General features: G+C 66.6%; 13 protein-coding genes. 5 read left to right on the top strand and 8 right to left on the bottom strand.

The window, feature by feature from the left end; all coding sequences use genetic code 11:
- Positions 1–25 precede the first annotated feature (25 nt).
- Complete coding sequence (locus tag ACYCAX_RS17890) at positions 26–1,282, top strand: OprD family porin (protein WP_460248520.1); 1,257 nt, start codon at positions 26–28, stop codon at positions 1,280–1,282.
- Between the two features lie 116 nt (positions 1,283–1,398).
- Here the strand turns inward: ACYCAX_RS17890 and metR are convergent, their stop codons facing one another.
- Entirely contained in the window at positions 1,399–2,319 is a 921-nt protein-coding gene (gene metR / locus ACYCAX_RS17885; protein WP_015476156.1) for a transcriptional regulator MetR, read from the bottom strand.
- Positions 2,320–2,442: 123 nt separating this feature from the next.
- Here metR and metE point away from each other — a divergent pair, with 123 nt between their 5' ends.
- Complete coding sequence (gene metE / locus ACYCAX_RS17880) at positions 2,443–4,755, top strand: 5-methyltetrahydropteroyltriglutamate--homocysteine S-methyltransferase (RefSeq protein ID WP_460248519.1); 2,313 nt, start codon at positions 2,443–2,445, stop codon at positions 4,753–4,755.
- A gap of 9 nt (positions 4,756–4,764) precedes the next feature.
- Here metE and ACYCAX_RS17875 read toward each other — a convergent pair whose 3' ends face one another.
- Positions 4,765–5,208 carry a CopD family copper resistance protein gene (locus ACYCAX_RS17875; RefSeq protein WP_294975879.1) on the bottom strand — a complete coding sequence of 148 codons (444 nt, stop codon included), beginning with the start codon at positions 5,206–5,208 and terminating at the stop codon, positions 4,765–4,767.
- A gap of 193 nt (positions 5,209–5,401) precedes the next feature.
- Here ACYCAX_RS17875 and ACYCAX_RS17870 point away from each other — a divergent pair, with 193 nt between their 5' ends.
- The gene (locus tag ACYCAX_RS17870) at positions 5,402–6,397 is read left to right on the top strand and encodes an alpha/beta fold hydrolase (protein ID WP_460248518.1); all 996 of its coding nucleotides are present in this window, start codon (positions 5,402–5,404) and stop codon (positions 6,395–6,397) included.
- A gap of 332 nt (positions 6,398–6,729) precedes the next feature.
- Here the strand turns inward: ACYCAX_RS17870 and ACYCAX_RS17865 are convergent, their stop codons facing one another.
- The 4 genes from ACYCAX_RS17865 to glpK all read right to left on the bottom strand — a co-directional run bounded on the left by ACYCAX_RS17865 (position 6,730) and on the right by glpK (position 11,277).
- Positions 6,730–7,056 (bottom strand): GlpM family protein, encoded by a 327-nt coding sequence (locus ACYCAX_RS17865; protein ID WP_294975934.1) that lies wholly within the window; start codon positions 7,054–7,056, stop codon positions 6,730–6,732.
- A gap of 106 nt (positions 7,057–7,162) precedes the next feature.
- A complete protein-coding gene (gene glpD, locus ACYCAX_RS17860) occupies positions 7,163–8,704 on the bottom strand; it encodes a glycerol-3-phosphate dehydrogenase (RefSeq protein ID WP_460248517.1) in 1,542 nt (513 codons plus the stop codon).
- A gap of 145 nt (positions 8,705–8,849) precedes the next feature.
- Positions 8,850–9,605 carry a DeoR/GlpR family transcriptional regulator gene (locus ACYCAX_RS17855; protein WP_460248516.1) on the bottom strand — a complete coding sequence of 252 codons (756 nt, stop codon included), beginning with the start codon at positions 9,603–9,605 and terminating at the stop codon, positions 8,850–8,852.
- A gap of 157 nt (positions 9,606–9,762) precedes the next feature.
- On the bottom strand, positions 9,763–11,277 hold the full coding sequence (gene glpK / locus ACYCAX_RS17850) for a glycerol kinase GlpK (protein ID WP_015476163.1): 1,515 nt from the start codon (positions 11,275–11,277) through the stop codon (positions 9,763–9,765).
- 171 nt (positions 11,278–11,448) lie between these two features.
- Here glpK and ybaK point away from each other — a divergent pair, with 171 nt between their 5' ends.
- Positions 11,449–11,919, top strand: coding sequence for a Cys-tRNA(Pro) deacylase (gene ybaK / locus ACYCAX_RS17845; RefSeq protein WP_015476164.1), 471 nt, complete (start codon positions 11,449–11,451; stop codon positions 11,917–11,919).
- A 106-nt stretch (positions 11,920–12,025) separates the two neighbouring features.
- Positions 12,026–12,808: a PhzF family phenazine biosynthesis protein gene (locus ACYCAX_RS17840; protein WP_460248515.1), complete on the top strand. Its 783-nt coding sequence runs from the start codon at positions 12,026–12,028 to the stop codon at positions 12,806–12,808.
- A gap of 3 nt (positions 12,809–12,811) precedes the next feature.
- Here the strand turns inward: ACYCAX_RS17840 and ACYCAX_RS17835 are convergent, their stop codons facing one another.
- Together ACYCAX_RS17835 and argF are read right to left on the bottom strand one after the other, a co-directional pair.
- On the bottom strand, positions 12,812–13,897 hold the full coding sequence (locus ACYCAX_RS17835; protein ID WP_460248514.1) for an ABC transporter ATP-binding protein: 1,086 nt from the start codon (positions 13,895–13,897) through the stop codon (positions 12,812–12,814).
- 148 nt (positions 13,898–14,045) lie between these two features.
- The gene (gene argF / locus ACYCAX_RS17830) at positions 14,046–14,963 is read right to left on the bottom strand and encodes an ornithine carbamoyltransferase (RefSeq protein WP_460248513.1); all 918 of its coding nucleotides are present in this window, start codon (positions 14,961–14,963) and stop codon (positions 14,046–14,048) included.
- Between the last annotated feature and the right edge of the window lie 144 nt (positions 14,964–15,107).

Below are 15,107 nucleotides of genomic sequence, written 5' to 3'. Positions count from 1 at the left end.
CCCTGGAAATTTCTGGAGAGCATCGATGAACAACAACAAGAAAAACATCGTTTTCCTGCCGGCCGCCCTGGCTGCCTGCTGCGTCCCGCCGCTGGCGCTGGCCGACGGTTTCCTGGAGGACGGCAAGGCCAGCCTGTCCATGCGCAATTTCTACATGAACCGCGATTTCCGCGACGGCGCCGGCCGCTCGAAGAGCGATGAGTGGGCCCAGGGCTTTCTCCTCGACTACCGCTCGGGCTATACCGCCGGCACGCTCGGCGTCGGCCTGGACGTCCTCGGCAAGTTGGGCGTCAAGCTCGATTCGAGTCCCGACCGCAGCGGCACCGGGCTGCTCCCGGTGCAGGGCGATGGGCGCGCGGCGGACGACTATGCTCGGCTCGATCCGACGGCCAAGCTGCGCATCTCCCGCACGGAGCTGAAGATCGGCGCGCTGGTGCCCAAGCTGCCCACCGTGCAGCCCAACTACGGCCGCCTGTTCCCGCAGGTGTTCCAGGGCGGCCTGCTGACCTCCGGCGAAGTGAGCGGCCTGACCCTCAACCTGGGGCGCCTGGACGAGGTCAGCCAGCGCAACGAGGCGGGCACCAGCGACCTGGCGCTGTTCAACCGTAACGGCCGCTTCGCCGGGGCGGTGCAGGCGGACCATTTCCATCTGGGCGGCCTGGACTACCAGTTCGCGCCGGGCTGGACCGCCAGCTACCACTACGGCGAGCTGGAGGATGTCTACGACCAGCACTTCCTCGGCCTGAAGAGCCAGACACGCATCGGCGCGGACAGCCTGGAAACCGACCTGCGCCTGGCGCTCAGCAGGGACGCCGGCGATGGGCGCGGCGGCAGGATCGACAACCGCTCCTTCAGCGGCCTGGTCACCTACCGCCTGCACAATGGCCACGCCATCGGCCTGGGTTACCAGCGCATGCACGGCGACAGCGCGTTTCCATACCTGGACGGGACCGATCCCTACCTGATCAACTTCGGCCAGTACGGCGATTTCGCCGAGGCCGGGGAACGCTCCTGGCAGGCGCGCTACGACTACGACTTCGCCCCGCTGGGCCTGCCCGGCCTGAGCTTCATGACCCGCTACTTCAGCGGCCGTGACGCGCAGCCGACCTCGGGCACCGGCAGCCGCGAATGGGAGCGCGACACCGACATCAAGTACGTGCTGCAGAGCGGCGCCCTGAAGGGCCTGGGCCTGACCTGGCGCAACGCGACCTATCGCTCCGACTTCAGCCGCGACGTCGACGAGAACCGCCTGTACCTGAGCTACAGCATTGCGCTGTTCTGATGGGTGTGGCCGATGTTCGCGAGCAAGCTCGCTCCTACGAAGAGCAGGTGCTACCTGTAGGAGCGAGCTTGCTCGCGAACATCGGCCGAACATCGGCCCCGCAAGCGCTTCGCGACTTACCCCTTCGCCGCGCTGACCCCTTCCAGGGTGGCGAACGAGGTGTCCTTCGCCGTCAGCAGGAAGTCGCGCATGAACGGCGCGTCCAGCATGTCGGCACGGATCGCCGCGAACAGCGTGCAGTACAGACCTTTCTCCCCCAGGCGCTTGGCGGTGACGTAACCGCGCGAGCTGTATTCGTGCAGCGCCCAGTTGGGCAGGCTGCAGACGCCGCGCCCGGATGCCACCAGTTGCATCATCATCACCGTCAGTTCCGAGGTGCGCACCTGCGCCGGCTCGATGTCGGCCGGTTCCAGGAAGCGGGTGAAGATGTCCAGGCGGTCGCGTTCAATGGGGTAGGTGATCAGCGTCTGGCTGGCGAGGTCTTCCGGCACGATGAAGGACTTGCCGGACAGCGCATGGTGGTTGTCCACCGCCAGCAGCGCCTCGTAGGTGAACAGCGGCACATAGGTGATGCCGGCGAGGTCCACCGGGTCGGAGGTCACCACCAGGTCGAGGTCGCCGCGGGCCAGCGCCGGCAGCGGGGCGAAGGAGAAGCCCGAGGCGAGGTCCAGTTCCACCTCCGGCCAGGCGTCGCGGAATTGGTCGATGGTCGGCATCAGCCACTGGAAGCAGCTGTGGCACTCGATCGCCATGTGCAGGCGTCCCGCGGTCCCTCCGGCCAGCCGCGCCAGGTCGCGTTCGGCGCCGCGCAGTTGCGGCAGCACGGAATCCGCCAGTTGCAGCAGGCGCAGGCCGGCGCTGGTGAAGCGCACCGGCTTGGTCTTGCGGATGAACAGCGACAGGCCCAGGCGCTCCTCCAGCTCCTTGAACTGGTGGGAGAGGGCGGACTGGGTGAGGTGCAGGCGCTCGGCCGCCTCCACGAGACTGTCGGCCTCGCGCAGGGCGTGGAGGGTTTTCAGGTGACGGAGTTCAAGCATGATGCCGGCCTCGATCTCAATATGAGGAAAACTTGATTTCAACGCGAAGGAATTGAGTTTGTCTCATGAACACCCGGCTGTCGACAATGCCTGCATCTGACGTATTGGACTGGAGTTTCCGTCATGGCATTGGCCCACACCCTCGGTTTTCCCCGCATCGGTCGCGACCGTGAACTGAAGAAGGCGTTGGAAGCCTTCTGGAAAGGCGAGCTGGATGAAGCCGGGCTGCGCAAGGTGGGGCGCGAGCTGCGCGCCGCGCACTGGCAGGTACAGAAGGACGCCGGTATCGATCTGCTGCCGGTGGGGGATTTCGCCTGGTATGACCAGGTGCTGACCCATTCTCTGACCTTCGGCGCGATTCCCGAGCGCTTCCGCCCGCAGGACGGCCAGCCGACGCTGCAGACCCTGTTCGCAATGGCCCGTGGCCGCGGCAACGATGCCTGCTGCGGCGGTGCGCATGGGCAGCCCGGCTTTGCGCAAGAGCTGACCAAGTGGTTCGACACCAATTACCACTACCTGGTCCCGGAGTTCAGCGTCGACCAGCAGTTCCAGTTGAGCTGGGAGCAACTGTTCGACGAGGTGGACGAGGCGCTGGCGCTGGGGCATGCGGTCAAGCCGGTGCTGATCGGCCCGCTGACCTACCTGTGGCTGGGCAAGCTCAAGGGCGAGCACGCCGGTTTCGACAAGCTCGACTTGCTCGAACGGCTGCTGCCGGTCTATGGCCAGATCTTCCAGCGTCTGGCCGCCCAGGGCGTGGAGTGGGTGCAGATCGACGAGCCGATCCTGGCGCTCGACCTGCCGCAGGACTGGAAGACCGCATTCGAGCGCGCCTACAACCTGCTCCAGCGCGAACCGCTGAAGAAGCTGATCGCTACCTACTTCGGCGGTCTCGAAGACAACCTCGGGCTGGCCGCGAGCCTGCCGCTGGACGGCCTGCACATCGACCTGGTGCGCGCGCCGCAGCAGTACCCGAGCATTCTCGATCGCCTGCCGTCCTACAAGGTGCTGTCCCTGGGCCTGGTGAACGGCCGCAATGTTTGGCGCTGCGATCTCGAAGCGGCGCTGGAGGTACTGCGCCATGCCCACGAACGGCTGGGCGAGCGGCTCTGGGTTGCGCCGTCCTGTTCGTTGCTGCATTGCCCGGTGGACCTGGACCGCGAGGAGCAGTTGGAGGCCGAGCTGAAGGATTCCCTGGCTTTCGCCGTGCAGAAGTGCGCCGAAGTGGCGCTGCTGGCACGGGCGGTGAGCGAGCCCGAAGCGCCGGAGGTGCTTGCCGCGCTGGCCGGGAACGCGGCCGTGCGGGCCCGTCGCGCCGCTTCGCCGCGCATTCACAAGCCCGAGGTGCAGGCGCGCGTGGCCGGTATTCGTCCCCGGGATGCGCGACGCCAGTCGCCCTTTGCCGTGCGTATCGAAAAGCAGCGAGCCAGGCTCGACCTGCCGCTGTTCCCGACCACCACCATCGGTTCCTTCCCGCAGACGCCGGCGATCCGTCTGGCGCGCCAGGCGTTCCGTCAGGGGCAACTGTCCGAAGCGGACTACGTGGAGGCCATGCACGGCGAAATCCGTCACGCCGTGGAGCTGCAGGAAGGGCTTGGCCTGGATGTGCTGGTGCATGGCGAGGCCGAGCGTAACGACATGGTCGAATACTTCGCCGAACAGCTCGACGGCTATGCCTTCACGCGCTTTGGCTGGGTACAGAGCTACGGGTCGCGCTGCGTGAAACCGGCGGTGATCGTCGGCGATCTGAGCCGCTCGCGGCCGATGACGGTCGAGTGGATCCGCTACGCCCAGAGCCTCACCGACAAGGTGATGAAGGGCATGCTGACCGGACCGGTGACGATGCTGATGTGGTCCTTCCCGCGCGAGGATGTGCCGCGCGAGGTGCAGGCGCGTCAGTTGGCGCTGGCGATCCGCGACGAGGTGGAAGACCTGGAGCGCGCCGGCATCCGTATCGTGCAGATCGACGAAGCGGCGTTCCGCGAGGGCCTGCCGTTACGCCGGGAACAGTGGAAATCCTATCTGGACTGGGCCACCGAGGCCTTCCGCCTGTGTGCTTCGGGCGTGCGCGACGAAACCCAGATCCACACCCACATGTGCTACAGCGAATTCAACGATGTGATCGAGTCCATCGCCGCGATGGACGCCGATGTGATCACTCTCGAGACTTCGCGCTCGGACATGGAGTTGCTGGAGGCCTTCGAGGCGTTCGAGTACCCCAACGAGATCGGCCCGGGCGTCTACGACATCCACTCGCCGCGCGTACCGGGCACCGAGGAAATGGTCGCCCTGCTGCGCAAGGCGGCGCAGCGGATTCCCGCCGGACGTCTGTGGGTCAACCCCGACTGCGGCCTGAAGACCCGTGGCTGGCCGGAGACGGAGGCGGCGCTGATCAACCTGGTCGCGGCGGCCCGCCAGTTGCGCCGCGAGTTCGCCTGAGCGCGGGTGTCACCAGCTCAGGTAGAACATGCTCTTGGCCAGCACGACGATGGCCAGCACGTGGACGAACACGCTGTAGTGGATGCGCCGCGAGCGCTGGCCGGTCATGCGGCCGGTACGGAAGGAGTACATGGCGAAGGCGAAGTGTCCGAGCACGCTGGTGGCCAGCAGCAGCTTGAGGCTGAGCAGGGTGGCGAAGGGGGATGCCAGCGGATCGGCCAGCAGCGGCAGGTAGCGCAGGTACAGCATGCCCAGGCCGGCGCCGAACAGGGTCAGGATGACCCACGGCATCAGGTGCCGGGCGCGCCGGCCGACGGCGGCCTCCACCGCGCGCATGGCCCGCGCCGGTACGTGGTGGCGAACGCTCTCCAGGATCAGGACTTCGAAGAACACCGTGCCGATGAACAGGATCGCGGCGAGCAGGTGCAGGATGAGCAGGAGGGGGTAGGCCATGTGAGCGGTTCCGTGCGGTGGTCCCTTATCTTCTCCAGCGGCGGGGCACTTCGCCCTTGATCAGGGTCAGGGGAAGGGCCGTCCGTGACCACTCGGCGCCTTTCATCAAATTGTCACGGACCTGTGGCAGAGCGAATGACGGAAATTCATCAGAATCCCGTTCCACTGGGGTTTTGCGTTCCGGATTTTCATCATGCGTGCCTTCCTGCTGGCGGTCGCCCTTTTGTGCGGACTGCCCTCGCTTTCCTTTGCCGGCGATCGTTGTGATCCCAGGGTGCCGACCGATCTGGTCGACCTGGGCGACGTGCGCCTGGCCTACCAGAGCATCGGCCGTCCGCAGGACCCGACGCTGCTGCTGATCATGGGCCTGGGCGGCCAACTGATCCACTGGCCCGACGAGGTGGTCGAGGCGCTCTGCCAGCAGGGCTTCCGGGTGATCCGTTATGACAACCGCGATGTCGGGCTGTCCGCCTGGCGCATTCCCACGCCCAGCGGCAACCTGACCTACGAAGTGATCCGCTACCGCCTGGGGCTGCCGGTGAGCGCTCCCTACAGCCTGACCGACATGGCGGACGATGCGCTGCGCCTGCTCGATGCCTTGCACGTCGAGCGTGCCCATGTGCTGGGCGCGAGCATGGGCGGGATGATCGCCCAGCACGTCGCCGACCTTGCGCCGGACCGGGTGATCAGCCTGACCCTGGTGATGACCAGTTCCGGCGCGGAGGGCCTGCCGGCGCCCAGCGAGTCGCTGTTGCGCCTGCTCGCCCGGCGCGAGGCCGCCAGCCGTGAGCAGGCCATCGAGCAGCAGGCCGACCTGCTGGCCGCGCTCGGCAGCCCCGAGGTGCGCGACGACCGCCAGCAACTGCTGGAGCAGGCGGCCCGGTCCTACGACCGCGCCTTCAACCCCGAGGGTGTGCAGCGACAACTGCTGGCGATCCTCGCCGAACCGAGCCGGGTGGCCTTGCTCAACCGCCTGGACGTGCCGACCCTGGTGGTCCACGGCACCGCCGATCCGTTGCTGCCGGTGATGCACGGGGTGCATGTGGCGGCGCATATCCGTGGTTCGGAGCTGAAACTGATCCCCGGCATGGCGCACCGCTTCCAGGAGGATTTCAAGGCGCCGCTGCTCGGTGCGGTGCTGCCTTACCTGCGGGCGCATCACGGCGGCGGGCATGTCGCGCAGCTCTAGCGTCGCGCGGCTCTTTGCAGGAGCGAGCCTGCTCGCGAATCCGTTTCCCGGCGAGTTTTGGCGTCGGGCGGTTCGCGAGTACGCTCGCTGCGTAAAGAGGCTTCCGGGCAACGGATTACCATCTGCAGACCGCGGGCACGGCGCTGGGTATCTCGCGCACCGCGATGCACAAGTGACCTGTGGCAGCGACGACAACCTGATCAGCAGGTGACCTGCTCGCCCAACGTCGAGGCCGTCTACGGCTGGCCGGCCACTTCCAGCAAGGACTTCCGGCGAGGACATCGCTGCCATGCGGGCCGTGTATGACTGCGCCATCGCCGAGCGCGCCTGATTCAGTGCAGGCGCACCCAGATGGTCACCAGCAGCGAGGCGGCCACCAGCCAGGCCAGCGCCGCCATCGCCAGCGACAACTCCAGGCGCAGGCGATCCACCAATAGGTAGAGCGCGGCGAGGTAGACGAAGTAGGGGATGATCGACCACATGCCGAACGCGATGGTGGTCTTCAGGTCATCCAGCGAGCGACTCTTGCCCACAATGTAGTGGGCAATCAGGGCGAAGGTGGGAAACAGCGGCACCAGCCCGGCGATGTAGTAATTGCGTGTCTTCGACAGCGCGGCGAGGATCAGCACCACGCCGGCGCCGAGGGTTGCCTTGAGAATCAGGTCCACGAAGGTCTCGATACAGCGACGCCACAGGGATGATGGCGTCGAGCATTATCGGCGAGCATGGCGTTTGCCTCCAGGCCTGCAATCCGGCCGCGGACGCTCAGGCAACCTGTGTGCTCGGTTCCCTCGGGCTTTCGCTGCGCAGGAACTGTGCCAGCCGCTCCTGCTGCCGGTCGGTGAGGAACAGGCCGAGCTTGGTGCGGCGCCAGAGGATGTCGTCGGCGTCGCGCGCCCATTCCTCGCGGCACAGGTATTCCACTTCGCGGGCATAGAGCCCGCCACCCAGGTGTTCGCCCAGCTCGCCGACCTCTTGTGCGCCGTCCAGCAGGTTCCAGATGCGGCTGCCGTAGGTGCTGGCCCAGCGCCGGGCGAGGGCCGGGTCGAGCTGGCGCAGGCGCCCCATCAGCTGGATCGCCAGGTCTTCGACGCTGCCCATCGATTCGCCGCCGGGTAGCGGGGCGGTGGCGGTCCAGCGCGGGCCCATGACGCCGGTGAACGACGGTGCCAGTTGCTCCAGCGCGGCTTCGGCGAGCTTGCGGTAGGTGGTCAGCTTGCCGCCGAACACCGAGAGCAGCGGGGCTTCACCGGGGGTGTTGTCCAGCGCCAGGGTGTAGTCGCGGGTGACGGCCGAAGGATCGTCCGACTCGTCGTCGCACAGCGGCCGTACGCCGGAGAAGCTGCGCAGTATGTCGTCGCGGCCGAGCTGGCGCGTGAAGTGGGCATTGACCACGTTCAGCAGGTAATCGATTTCATCTTCGCTGATCTGGAGCTGCGTCGGGTCGCCCCGGTACTCGCGGTCGGTGGTGCCGATCAGGGTGAAGTGCTGCAGGTAGGGAATGGCGAAGACGATGCGCCGGTCCTCGTTCTGCAGGATGTAGGCGTGGTCGCCGTCGTACAGGCGCGGCACGATCAGGTGGCTGCCCTGGATCAGGCGGATGCCGTAGGGCGGTTTCTGGCGCAGTTCCTCGCGTAGGAAGCGGTCGACCCAGGGCCCGGCGGCGTTCACCAGGCCGCGGGCGCGGACCGAGTAGAGGCTGCCGTCCCGGCGCTCCAGATGCAGGTGCCACAAGCCCTTGCTGTGCCGCGCGCTGACGCAGCGGGTGCGCGGGTGGATATGCGCGCCGTGCTCGCGGGCGCTCATGGCGTTGAGCACCACCAGGCGGGCGTCGTCGACAGTGCAGTCGGAATATTCGAAACCGCGGCTGATGTCGGCCTTCAGCGGGCTTTGCGGGCCAAAGCGCAGGCCACGGGAGGCCGGCAGTTTTTCGCGCTTGCCCAGGTGGTCGTAGAGGAACAGGCCGGCGCGGATCATCCAGGCCGGACGCAGGTGCGGTCGGTGCGGCAGAACGAAGCGCAGCGGGTGGACGATGTGCGGCGCCTTGGCCAGCAGCACTTCGCGTTCGGCCAAGGCTTCGCGCACCAGGCGGAACTCATGGTGTTCGAGGTAGCGCAGGCCGCCGTGGATGAGCTTGCTGCTGGCGGAGGAGGTGTGGCTGGCGAGGTCGTGCTGTTCGCAGAGGAACACCGAGAGGCCGCGCCCGGCGGCGTCCGCCGCGATACCCACGCCATTGATGCCGCCGCCGACGACGGCCAGGTCATAGACTTCAGCCAGGGGCGCGTTGCGCGAGCGGGTTGAGTTCATGGGGGCCGCCTCGAGTGGAAATGAACGTATTTATGTTCGTTTTCGAAAATATCTTAGTTCCATGAACGAAATATGACCAGCTCAAGGCGCGAAATCGCGCGGGCGTTCGTCAGATTATTCGAAATTGAAAAGACTGGAGTGGCGTTCAGACCAGCTCGAGCTGGACCTTGTGCTGTGTCAGCAGGCGTGCCACGGCGGCGGGTGGCGGGCTGTCGGTGAACACGCGGTTGACCAGGGCGATCGGGCCCAGGCGCACCACGGCGTTGCGCCCGAACTTGCTGGAGTCTGCGGCGAGGAACACCTGCCGGGCGTTGTCGATGATGGCGCGGGAGACGCGCACTTCCTGGTAGTCGAAGTCCAGCAGGCTGCCGTCTTCGTCGATGCCGCTGATCCCGACCACGGCGAAGTCGACGCGGAACTGCTCGATGAAGTCCACCGCCGCCTGGCCGACCACGCCACCGTCGCCGCGCACGGTGCCGCCGGCGACCAGCACTTCGAAGTCGTCCTTGCCGGCGAGGATGCTGGCCACGTGCAGGTTGTTGGTGATGATCTTCAGGTGGCGATGGCCGAGCAGGGCGCGGGCGATGGCTTCGGTGGTGGTGCCGATGTTGATGAACAACGAGGCGTTGTCCGGGATGTGCCCGGCGATGGCTTCCGCGATGCGCTGCTTCTCGTCGCGCATCTGGTCGGCGCGGGTGTTGTAGGCGGTGTTCTCGATGCTCGAATCCCAGGCCGCGCCGCCGTGGTAGCGGCGCAGCAGGCTCTGTTCGGCGAGCTGGTTGATGTCGCGGCGGATGGTCTGCGGGGTCACGGCGAACTGCTGCGCGAGCTCCTCGATGCTCAGGTAGCCACGTTCACGGACCAGGTCGAGGATGCTTTGCTGTCGGGGTGGCAGGTTCATGCGCGGTGCTCGTGCGGACGGGCCGAAGGGGCAAGGATGCCGGAGTGGGCAGGGTATGTCATGAACTTGTGGGAGCGAGCTTGCTCGCTAACCCCACTTGGCACGTCGGCATCAGGCGGTTAGCGAGCAAGCTCGCTCCTACAAAGAGCCATGCGCGTCAGTCCTCGGCCGCCCAGCCACGCGTACGCTCCACGGCTTTCTTCCACCCCGCATACAGCCGCGCGCGCTCGGCCTCGTCGCAGGCTGGCTGGAATACCCGCTCGATCACCGCCTTGTTCTTCAGTTCGGCCAGGCTGCCCCAGAAACCGCAGGCCAGGCCCGCCAGCAGCGCGGCGCCCAGCGCTGTAGTTTCGCGCATTTGCGGGCGTTCCACCGGGGTGCCGAGGATGTCGGCCTGGAACTGCATGAGGAAGTTGTTGGCGACCGCGCCACCGTCCACGCGCAGGGCACGCAGCGGTTCGCCGGCGTCCTGCTGCATGGCGTCGAGCACGTCGCGGGTCTGGTAGGCGATGGATTCGAGGGTGGCGCGGATCAGGTGGTCGGCCTTCACCCCGCGGGTCAGGCCGAACAGCGCGCCACGGGCGTACGGGTCCCAGTAGGGCGCGCCGAGGCCGGTGAAGGCGGGGACCAGGTAGACGCCGTTGCTGTCCTTCACCTTGGTGGCGAAGTACTCGGAGTCGTGGGCGTCGTTGATCACCTTCAGTTCGTCGCGCAGCCACTGCACGGTGGAGCCGCCGTTGAACACCGCGCCTTCCAGCGCATAGGCCACTTCGCCGCGCGGTCCGCAGGCGATGGTGGTGAGCAGGCCGTGGGTGGACTTCACTGCCTTGGCGCCGGTGTTCATCAGCAGGAAGCAGCCGGTGCCGTAGGTGTTCTTCGCCTGGCCCGGTTCCACGCACATCTGGCCGAACAGCGCGGCCTGCTGGTCTCCGGCAATCCCGGCAATCGGCGTGCGGTGCACGCCCAGGCCGCCGACCTTGCAGTGGCCGTAGATTTCCGAGGACGCGCGTACCTGGGGCAGCATGGCGCGCGGGATGTCCAGCGCGGTGAGCAGGCGCTCGTCCCAGTCACGCTGGTGGATGTCGAACATCAGGGTGCGCGAGGCGTTGGTGTAGTCGGTGACGTGCACCTCGCCTTCGGTGAGCTTCCAGATCAGCCAGCTGTCGACCGTGCCGAACAGCAACTCGCCGCGCTGGGCGCGTTCGCGGGCGCCTTCGACGTTGTCGAGGATCCACTTCAGCTTGGTGCCGGAGAAGTAGGGGTCGATGACCAGCCCGGTGGTGTCGCGGATGTGCTGCTCCAGGCCGTCGCGCTTGAGCTGCTCGCAGATCGCCGCGCTGCGCCGGCACTGCCAGACGATGGCGTTGTGGATCGGCCGGCCGCTGGCCTTGTCCCACACCAGGGTGGTTTCGCGCTGGTTGGTGATACCGATGGCGGCCACTTCGCCGAAGCCGATGTTGGCCTGGGCGAGGGCTTCCACCAGGGTCGAACTCTGGGTCGCCCAGATTTCCATCGGGTCGTGCTCGACCCAGCCCGGCTGCGGGTAGATCTGCGCGAACTCGCGCTGGGCCACGCTGACCACGTTGGCGTCATGGTCGAAGACGATGGCGCGCGAGCTGGTGGTGCCCTGGTCGAGGGCAACGACGTATTTCTTGTTCGTAAGGTCGGTCATGGCGGCGGCCTTGTGCGGATTTCGTTCGGCAACCCCGGCGGCAGGTCCGGGCAGGGACTGGCGGTGAACATACGGGATTCATCCGCGTCGGTGAAGCGAACACCGTGCAGTGCGCCACACCTTGGCTTACTGTTATGCGCTGGAAAGCCGCCTGCGAGAAGCCTGCCGATCATGACCCCCGCCATCGACCTGCTGAAAAAGAACCGCGCCGAACACCAGGTGCTGAGCTACGAGCACGACCCCAAGGCGCCGTCCTATGGCCTGGAGGCCGCCGAGAAACTCAACCTCGACCCGGCGCGGGTATTCAAGACGCTGCTGGCGGCGAGCGAGAAGGGTGAACTGCTGGTGGCGGTGGTGCCGGTAGTGGGCAGCCTGGACCTCAAGGCGCTGGCCCACGCGGCGGGCGTGAAGAAGGCCGACATGGCCGACCCCAACGCTGCGCAGCGCGCCACCGGCTACCTGGTGGGCGGCATCAGCCCGCTGGGACAGAAGAAGCGCCTGCGCACCTTCATCGACGAATCCGCCCAGGGCTTCCCGACCATCCATGTCAGCGCCGGCCGGCGCGGGCTGGAAGTGGAACTGAGCGCCGCGACCCTGGCGGGCCTGACCTCGGCGAAATTCGCGCCCATCGGTCGAAGCTGATCGGTCGCTGCTTGTTGATGGGGGCGGGGGACTGTCTGGCCCCTTCTGTACGGTTCGCGCTCCATCGGCTTCTGTCATGCTCGGGCATCACTTTCAGGAGACTGCCATGCAACTCGATTTCCATCAGGTGGACGCCTTCACCGACCGTCCCTTCGCTGGCAACCCGGCGATGGTTTACCGCCTCGATGCCTGGCTGGCCGATGAGTTGATGCAGAGGATCGCCGCCGAGCACAACCTGTCCGAGACCGCTTTCCTGGTGCAGGAGGCCGAAGGCTGGCGCATCCGCTGGTTCACCCCGACCGCCGAGGTGCCGCTGTGCGGCCATGCCACGCTGGCCAGCGCCCATGTGCTGTTCGAGGTGTTCGGCGAGCCGGGCCAGTCCCTGGAGCTCAACTCGCAATCCGGGCCGCTGCGGGTGTTCCGCGAGGAAGGCCGGCTGGCCCTGGATTTCCCCGCGCAGCCGCCGAGCGAGGTGGGCAGCACCGTGGAACTGGAACAGGCGCTGGGCCTGCCGGTGGTGGACGCCCTGAACACGCCGGTGCACCTGCTGGTGCTGCTGGAGTCCGAGCAGGCCGTGCGTAGTTGCTCGCCCGACTTCGCGGCGCTGTCGCGGATGCCGTACCTGGGCGTGATCGTCACCGCGCGTGGCGACGACTATGACTTCGTCTCGCGCTTCTTCGCCCCGGCCATCGGCCTCAACGAAGACCCGGTGACCGGCGCCGCCCATTGCAGCCTGATCCCTTACTGGTCGCAGCGTCTGAACAAGTTGCAGATGCGCGCCTACCAGTGCTCGGCGCGCGGCGGTGAACTGTGGTGCCGCCTCGAGGGCGACCGGGCGCGCATCGCTGGCCACGCGCGGCTGATCGCCAGTGGCCGGATGGTCCTCTGAGGTTCAGCGCTGGTGGCCGAGGGCCTGGTGCGCTTCCACGCTGCCCTGGGCGGGGAACAGCACCAGGTGCTCGGCGGCGACGCTGATGCCCACTTCATCGCCGGGCTGGTGATCGGCGTGGCTGGGGAAGATCGACTCCAGCAGGGTGCCCGTGGGCAACTGCAGGCGGTAGAGTGTCGCCGCGCCGAGGAATGACTTGCCGACGATCCGCGCTTTCAATGGGCCATCGGCCGCCGGCACCAGATCGTCCGGACGCAGCAGCACATCCACGGCGCTGCCGTCCGGCAGGCTGTAGGCGCGGTTGCCGCGCAGCAGGCCCAGTTCGGTCTGTACCGCATCGGTGCCGCGCATCTGTCCGCGAATGAAATAGCCCTGGCCGACGAAGCTGGCGACAAAGGGGGTCTGCGGTTCGTGGTAGAGGTTGAACGGGGTGTCCCATTGCTCCAGCAGGCCGTGGCGGAATACGCCGACGTGGTCGCTGACGGCGAAGGCCTCTTCCTGGTCATGGGTAACCAGGATCGCGCTGGTGCCGCGCGCCTTGAGGATATCGCGCACCTCGTGGCTGAGCTGGCGGCGCAGCTCCACGTCGAGGTTGGAGAAGGGTTCGTCGAGCAGCAGCAGTTGTGGCTGCGGGGCCAGCGCGCGGGCCAGGGCCACGCGTTGCTGCTGGCCGCCGGAGAGTTCGTGCGGGTAACGCTGGCCGAGGCGGTCGAGCTTCACCAACTGCAGCAGTTCGGTGACGATGCGCTCGCGCTCGGGATGCTTGCGGATGCCGAAGGCGATGTTGTCCGCCACCGACAGGTGCGGGAACAGCGCGTAGTCCTGGAACACCATGCCGATCCGGCGCTTCTCCGGCGACAGGGTGAAGCCGGGGCGGGAAATCACTTCGCCGGCCAGCTCGATGCGCCCGCTCTGCACCGGCTCGAAACCGGCGATGGCGCGCAGGGTGGTGGTCTTGCCGCAGCCCGAGGGGCCGAGCAGGCAGCCGATGTCGCCGGCGTTCAGGTGCAGGCTGACGCCTTGCACCACACGCTGCTGTTCATAGCCACAGGAAAGATCGTCGAGGGTGAGCAGTAGCGTTTGGGTCATTGAACGTAGAGCCTGTTCAGAATCTCGCCGAGCGCAGTCCGGGCCAGGCGGAATCAGGTAAAAAGCGCAGTTTACGCCTGCTGAATGAGCATTTTTTACCTGATTCCAACGCCGCCCGGGGCCGCGCAGGCAGATTATGGGCAGGCTCTCAGGCGTAGTGGGCGTGCTCGACCAGCAGTTCGAGCAGGGCCTTCTGGGCGTGGAGACGGTTTTCCGCCTGGTCCCAGGCCACTGAGCGCGCGTCGTCCAGCAGGTCTTCGCTGATCTCTTCGCCACGGTGGGCCGGCAGGCAGTGCATGAATAGTACATCCGCCGCCGCGCCGTCGAGCAGCGCACGTGTTACCTGATATGGCTGGAACAGGCGCAGGCGCGCGGCCGCTTCGTCTTCCTGGCCCATCGAGGCCCACACGTCGGTGCTCACCAGATGCGCGCCGGCCACCGCTTCGCGCGGGTCGCGCACGACCTTCACGCGCTCGCCGGCCAGCTCCATCAGCGCGGCATTCGGCTCGTAACCTTCCGGGCAGGCCACGTTCAACTGAAAGTCGAAACGGATCGCCGCCTCGATGTAGCTGTTGCACATGTTGTTGCCGTCGCCGATCCAGGCCACGGTCTTGCCGGCGATGCTGCCGCGATGCTCGTGGAAGGTCTGCATGTCGGCCAGCAACTGGCAGGGATGCAGGTCGTCCGACAGGCCGTTGATCACCGGCACGCGGGAGTTCTCGGAGAACTCGATCAGGTTGCTGTGGGCGAAGGTGCGGATCATCACCGCATCGACCATCCGCGACATCACCCGCGCGGCGTCGGCGATCGGCTCGCCACGGCCCAGCTGGGTATCGCGCGGGGAGAGGAAGATGGCCTGGCCGCCGAGCTGGATCATGCCGGCTTCGAAGGAAATCCGCGTCCGCGTCGAGGCCTTCTCGAAGATCATGCCCAGCACGCGGTTCTTCAGCGGTTCGTAGAGCACGCCTCGGTCACGCAGGTCCTTCAGCTCGCTGCCGCGGCGGATCAGACCGAGGAGTTCGTCGGTCGTGTAATCCAGCATCGAGAGGAAGTGCCGTGCGCTCATGGTTCGTACCTACTACTTATTCTCAGAATCGGGCCGAGGTACCGACCGGCTTTCGTGAGAAAAAACGGGCTGAACCTGCGGCGGGACCGCATGGAGCGGAAAATGGGGGAAGGCGCGATCCTATAAGGAAATGACGGATCTACG

The sequence above is a fragment of the Pseudomonas sp. MT3 genome, from assembly GCF_054720805.1.
This window is presented reverse-complemented; position numbering and strand designations above follow the sequence as displayed.

Bases quoted from the DNA above. Each gene is read 5' to 3' on its own strand.
- ACYCAX_RS17890 (WP_460248520.1), top strand. From the start codon at position 26: ATGAACAACAACAAGAAAAACATCGTTTTCCTGCCGGCCGCCCTGGCT.
- metR (WP_015476156.1), bottom strand. From the start codon at position 2,319: ATGCTTGAACTCCGTCACCTGAAAACCCTCCACGCCCTGCGCGAGGCC.
- metE (WP_460248519.1), top strand. From the start codon at position 2,443: ATGGCATTGGCCCACACCCTCGGTTTTCCCCGCATCGGTCGCGACCGT.
- ACYCAX_RS17875 (WP_294975879.1), bottom strand. From the start codon at position 5,208: ATGGCCTACCCCCTCCTGCTCATCCTGCACCTGCTCGCCGCGATCCTG.
- ACYCAX_RS17870 (WP_460248518.1), top strand. From the start codon at position 5,402: ATGCGTGCCTTCCTGCTGGCGGTCGCCCTTTTGTGCGGACTGCCCTCG.
- glpD (WP_460248517.1), bottom strand. From the start codon at position 8,704: ATGAACTCAACCCGCTCGCGCAACGCGCCCCTGGCTGAAGTCTATGAC.
- ACYCAX_RS17855 (WP_460248516.1), bottom strand. From the start codon at position 9,605: ATGAACCTGCCACCCCGACAGCAAAGCATCCTCGACCTGGTCCGTGAA.
- glpK (WP_015476163.1), bottom strand. From the start codon at position 11,277: ATGACCGACCTTACGAACAAGAAATACGTCGTTGCCCTCGACCAGGGC.
- ybaK (WP_015476164.1), top strand. From the start codon at position 11,449: ATGACCCCCGCCATCGACCTGCTGAAAAAGAACCGCGCCGAACACCAG.
- ACYCAX_RS17840 (WP_460248515.1), top strand. From the start codon at position 12,026: ATGCAACTCGATTTCCATCAGGTGGACGCCTTCACCGACCGTCCCTTC.
- ACYCAX_RS17835 (WP_460248514.1), bottom strand. From the start codon at position 13,897: ATGACCCAAACGCTACTGCTCACCCTCGACGATCTTTCCTGTGGCTAT.
- argF (WP_460248513.1), bottom strand. From the start codon at position 14,963: ATGAGCGCACGGCACTTCCTCTCGATGCTGGATTACACGACCGACGAA.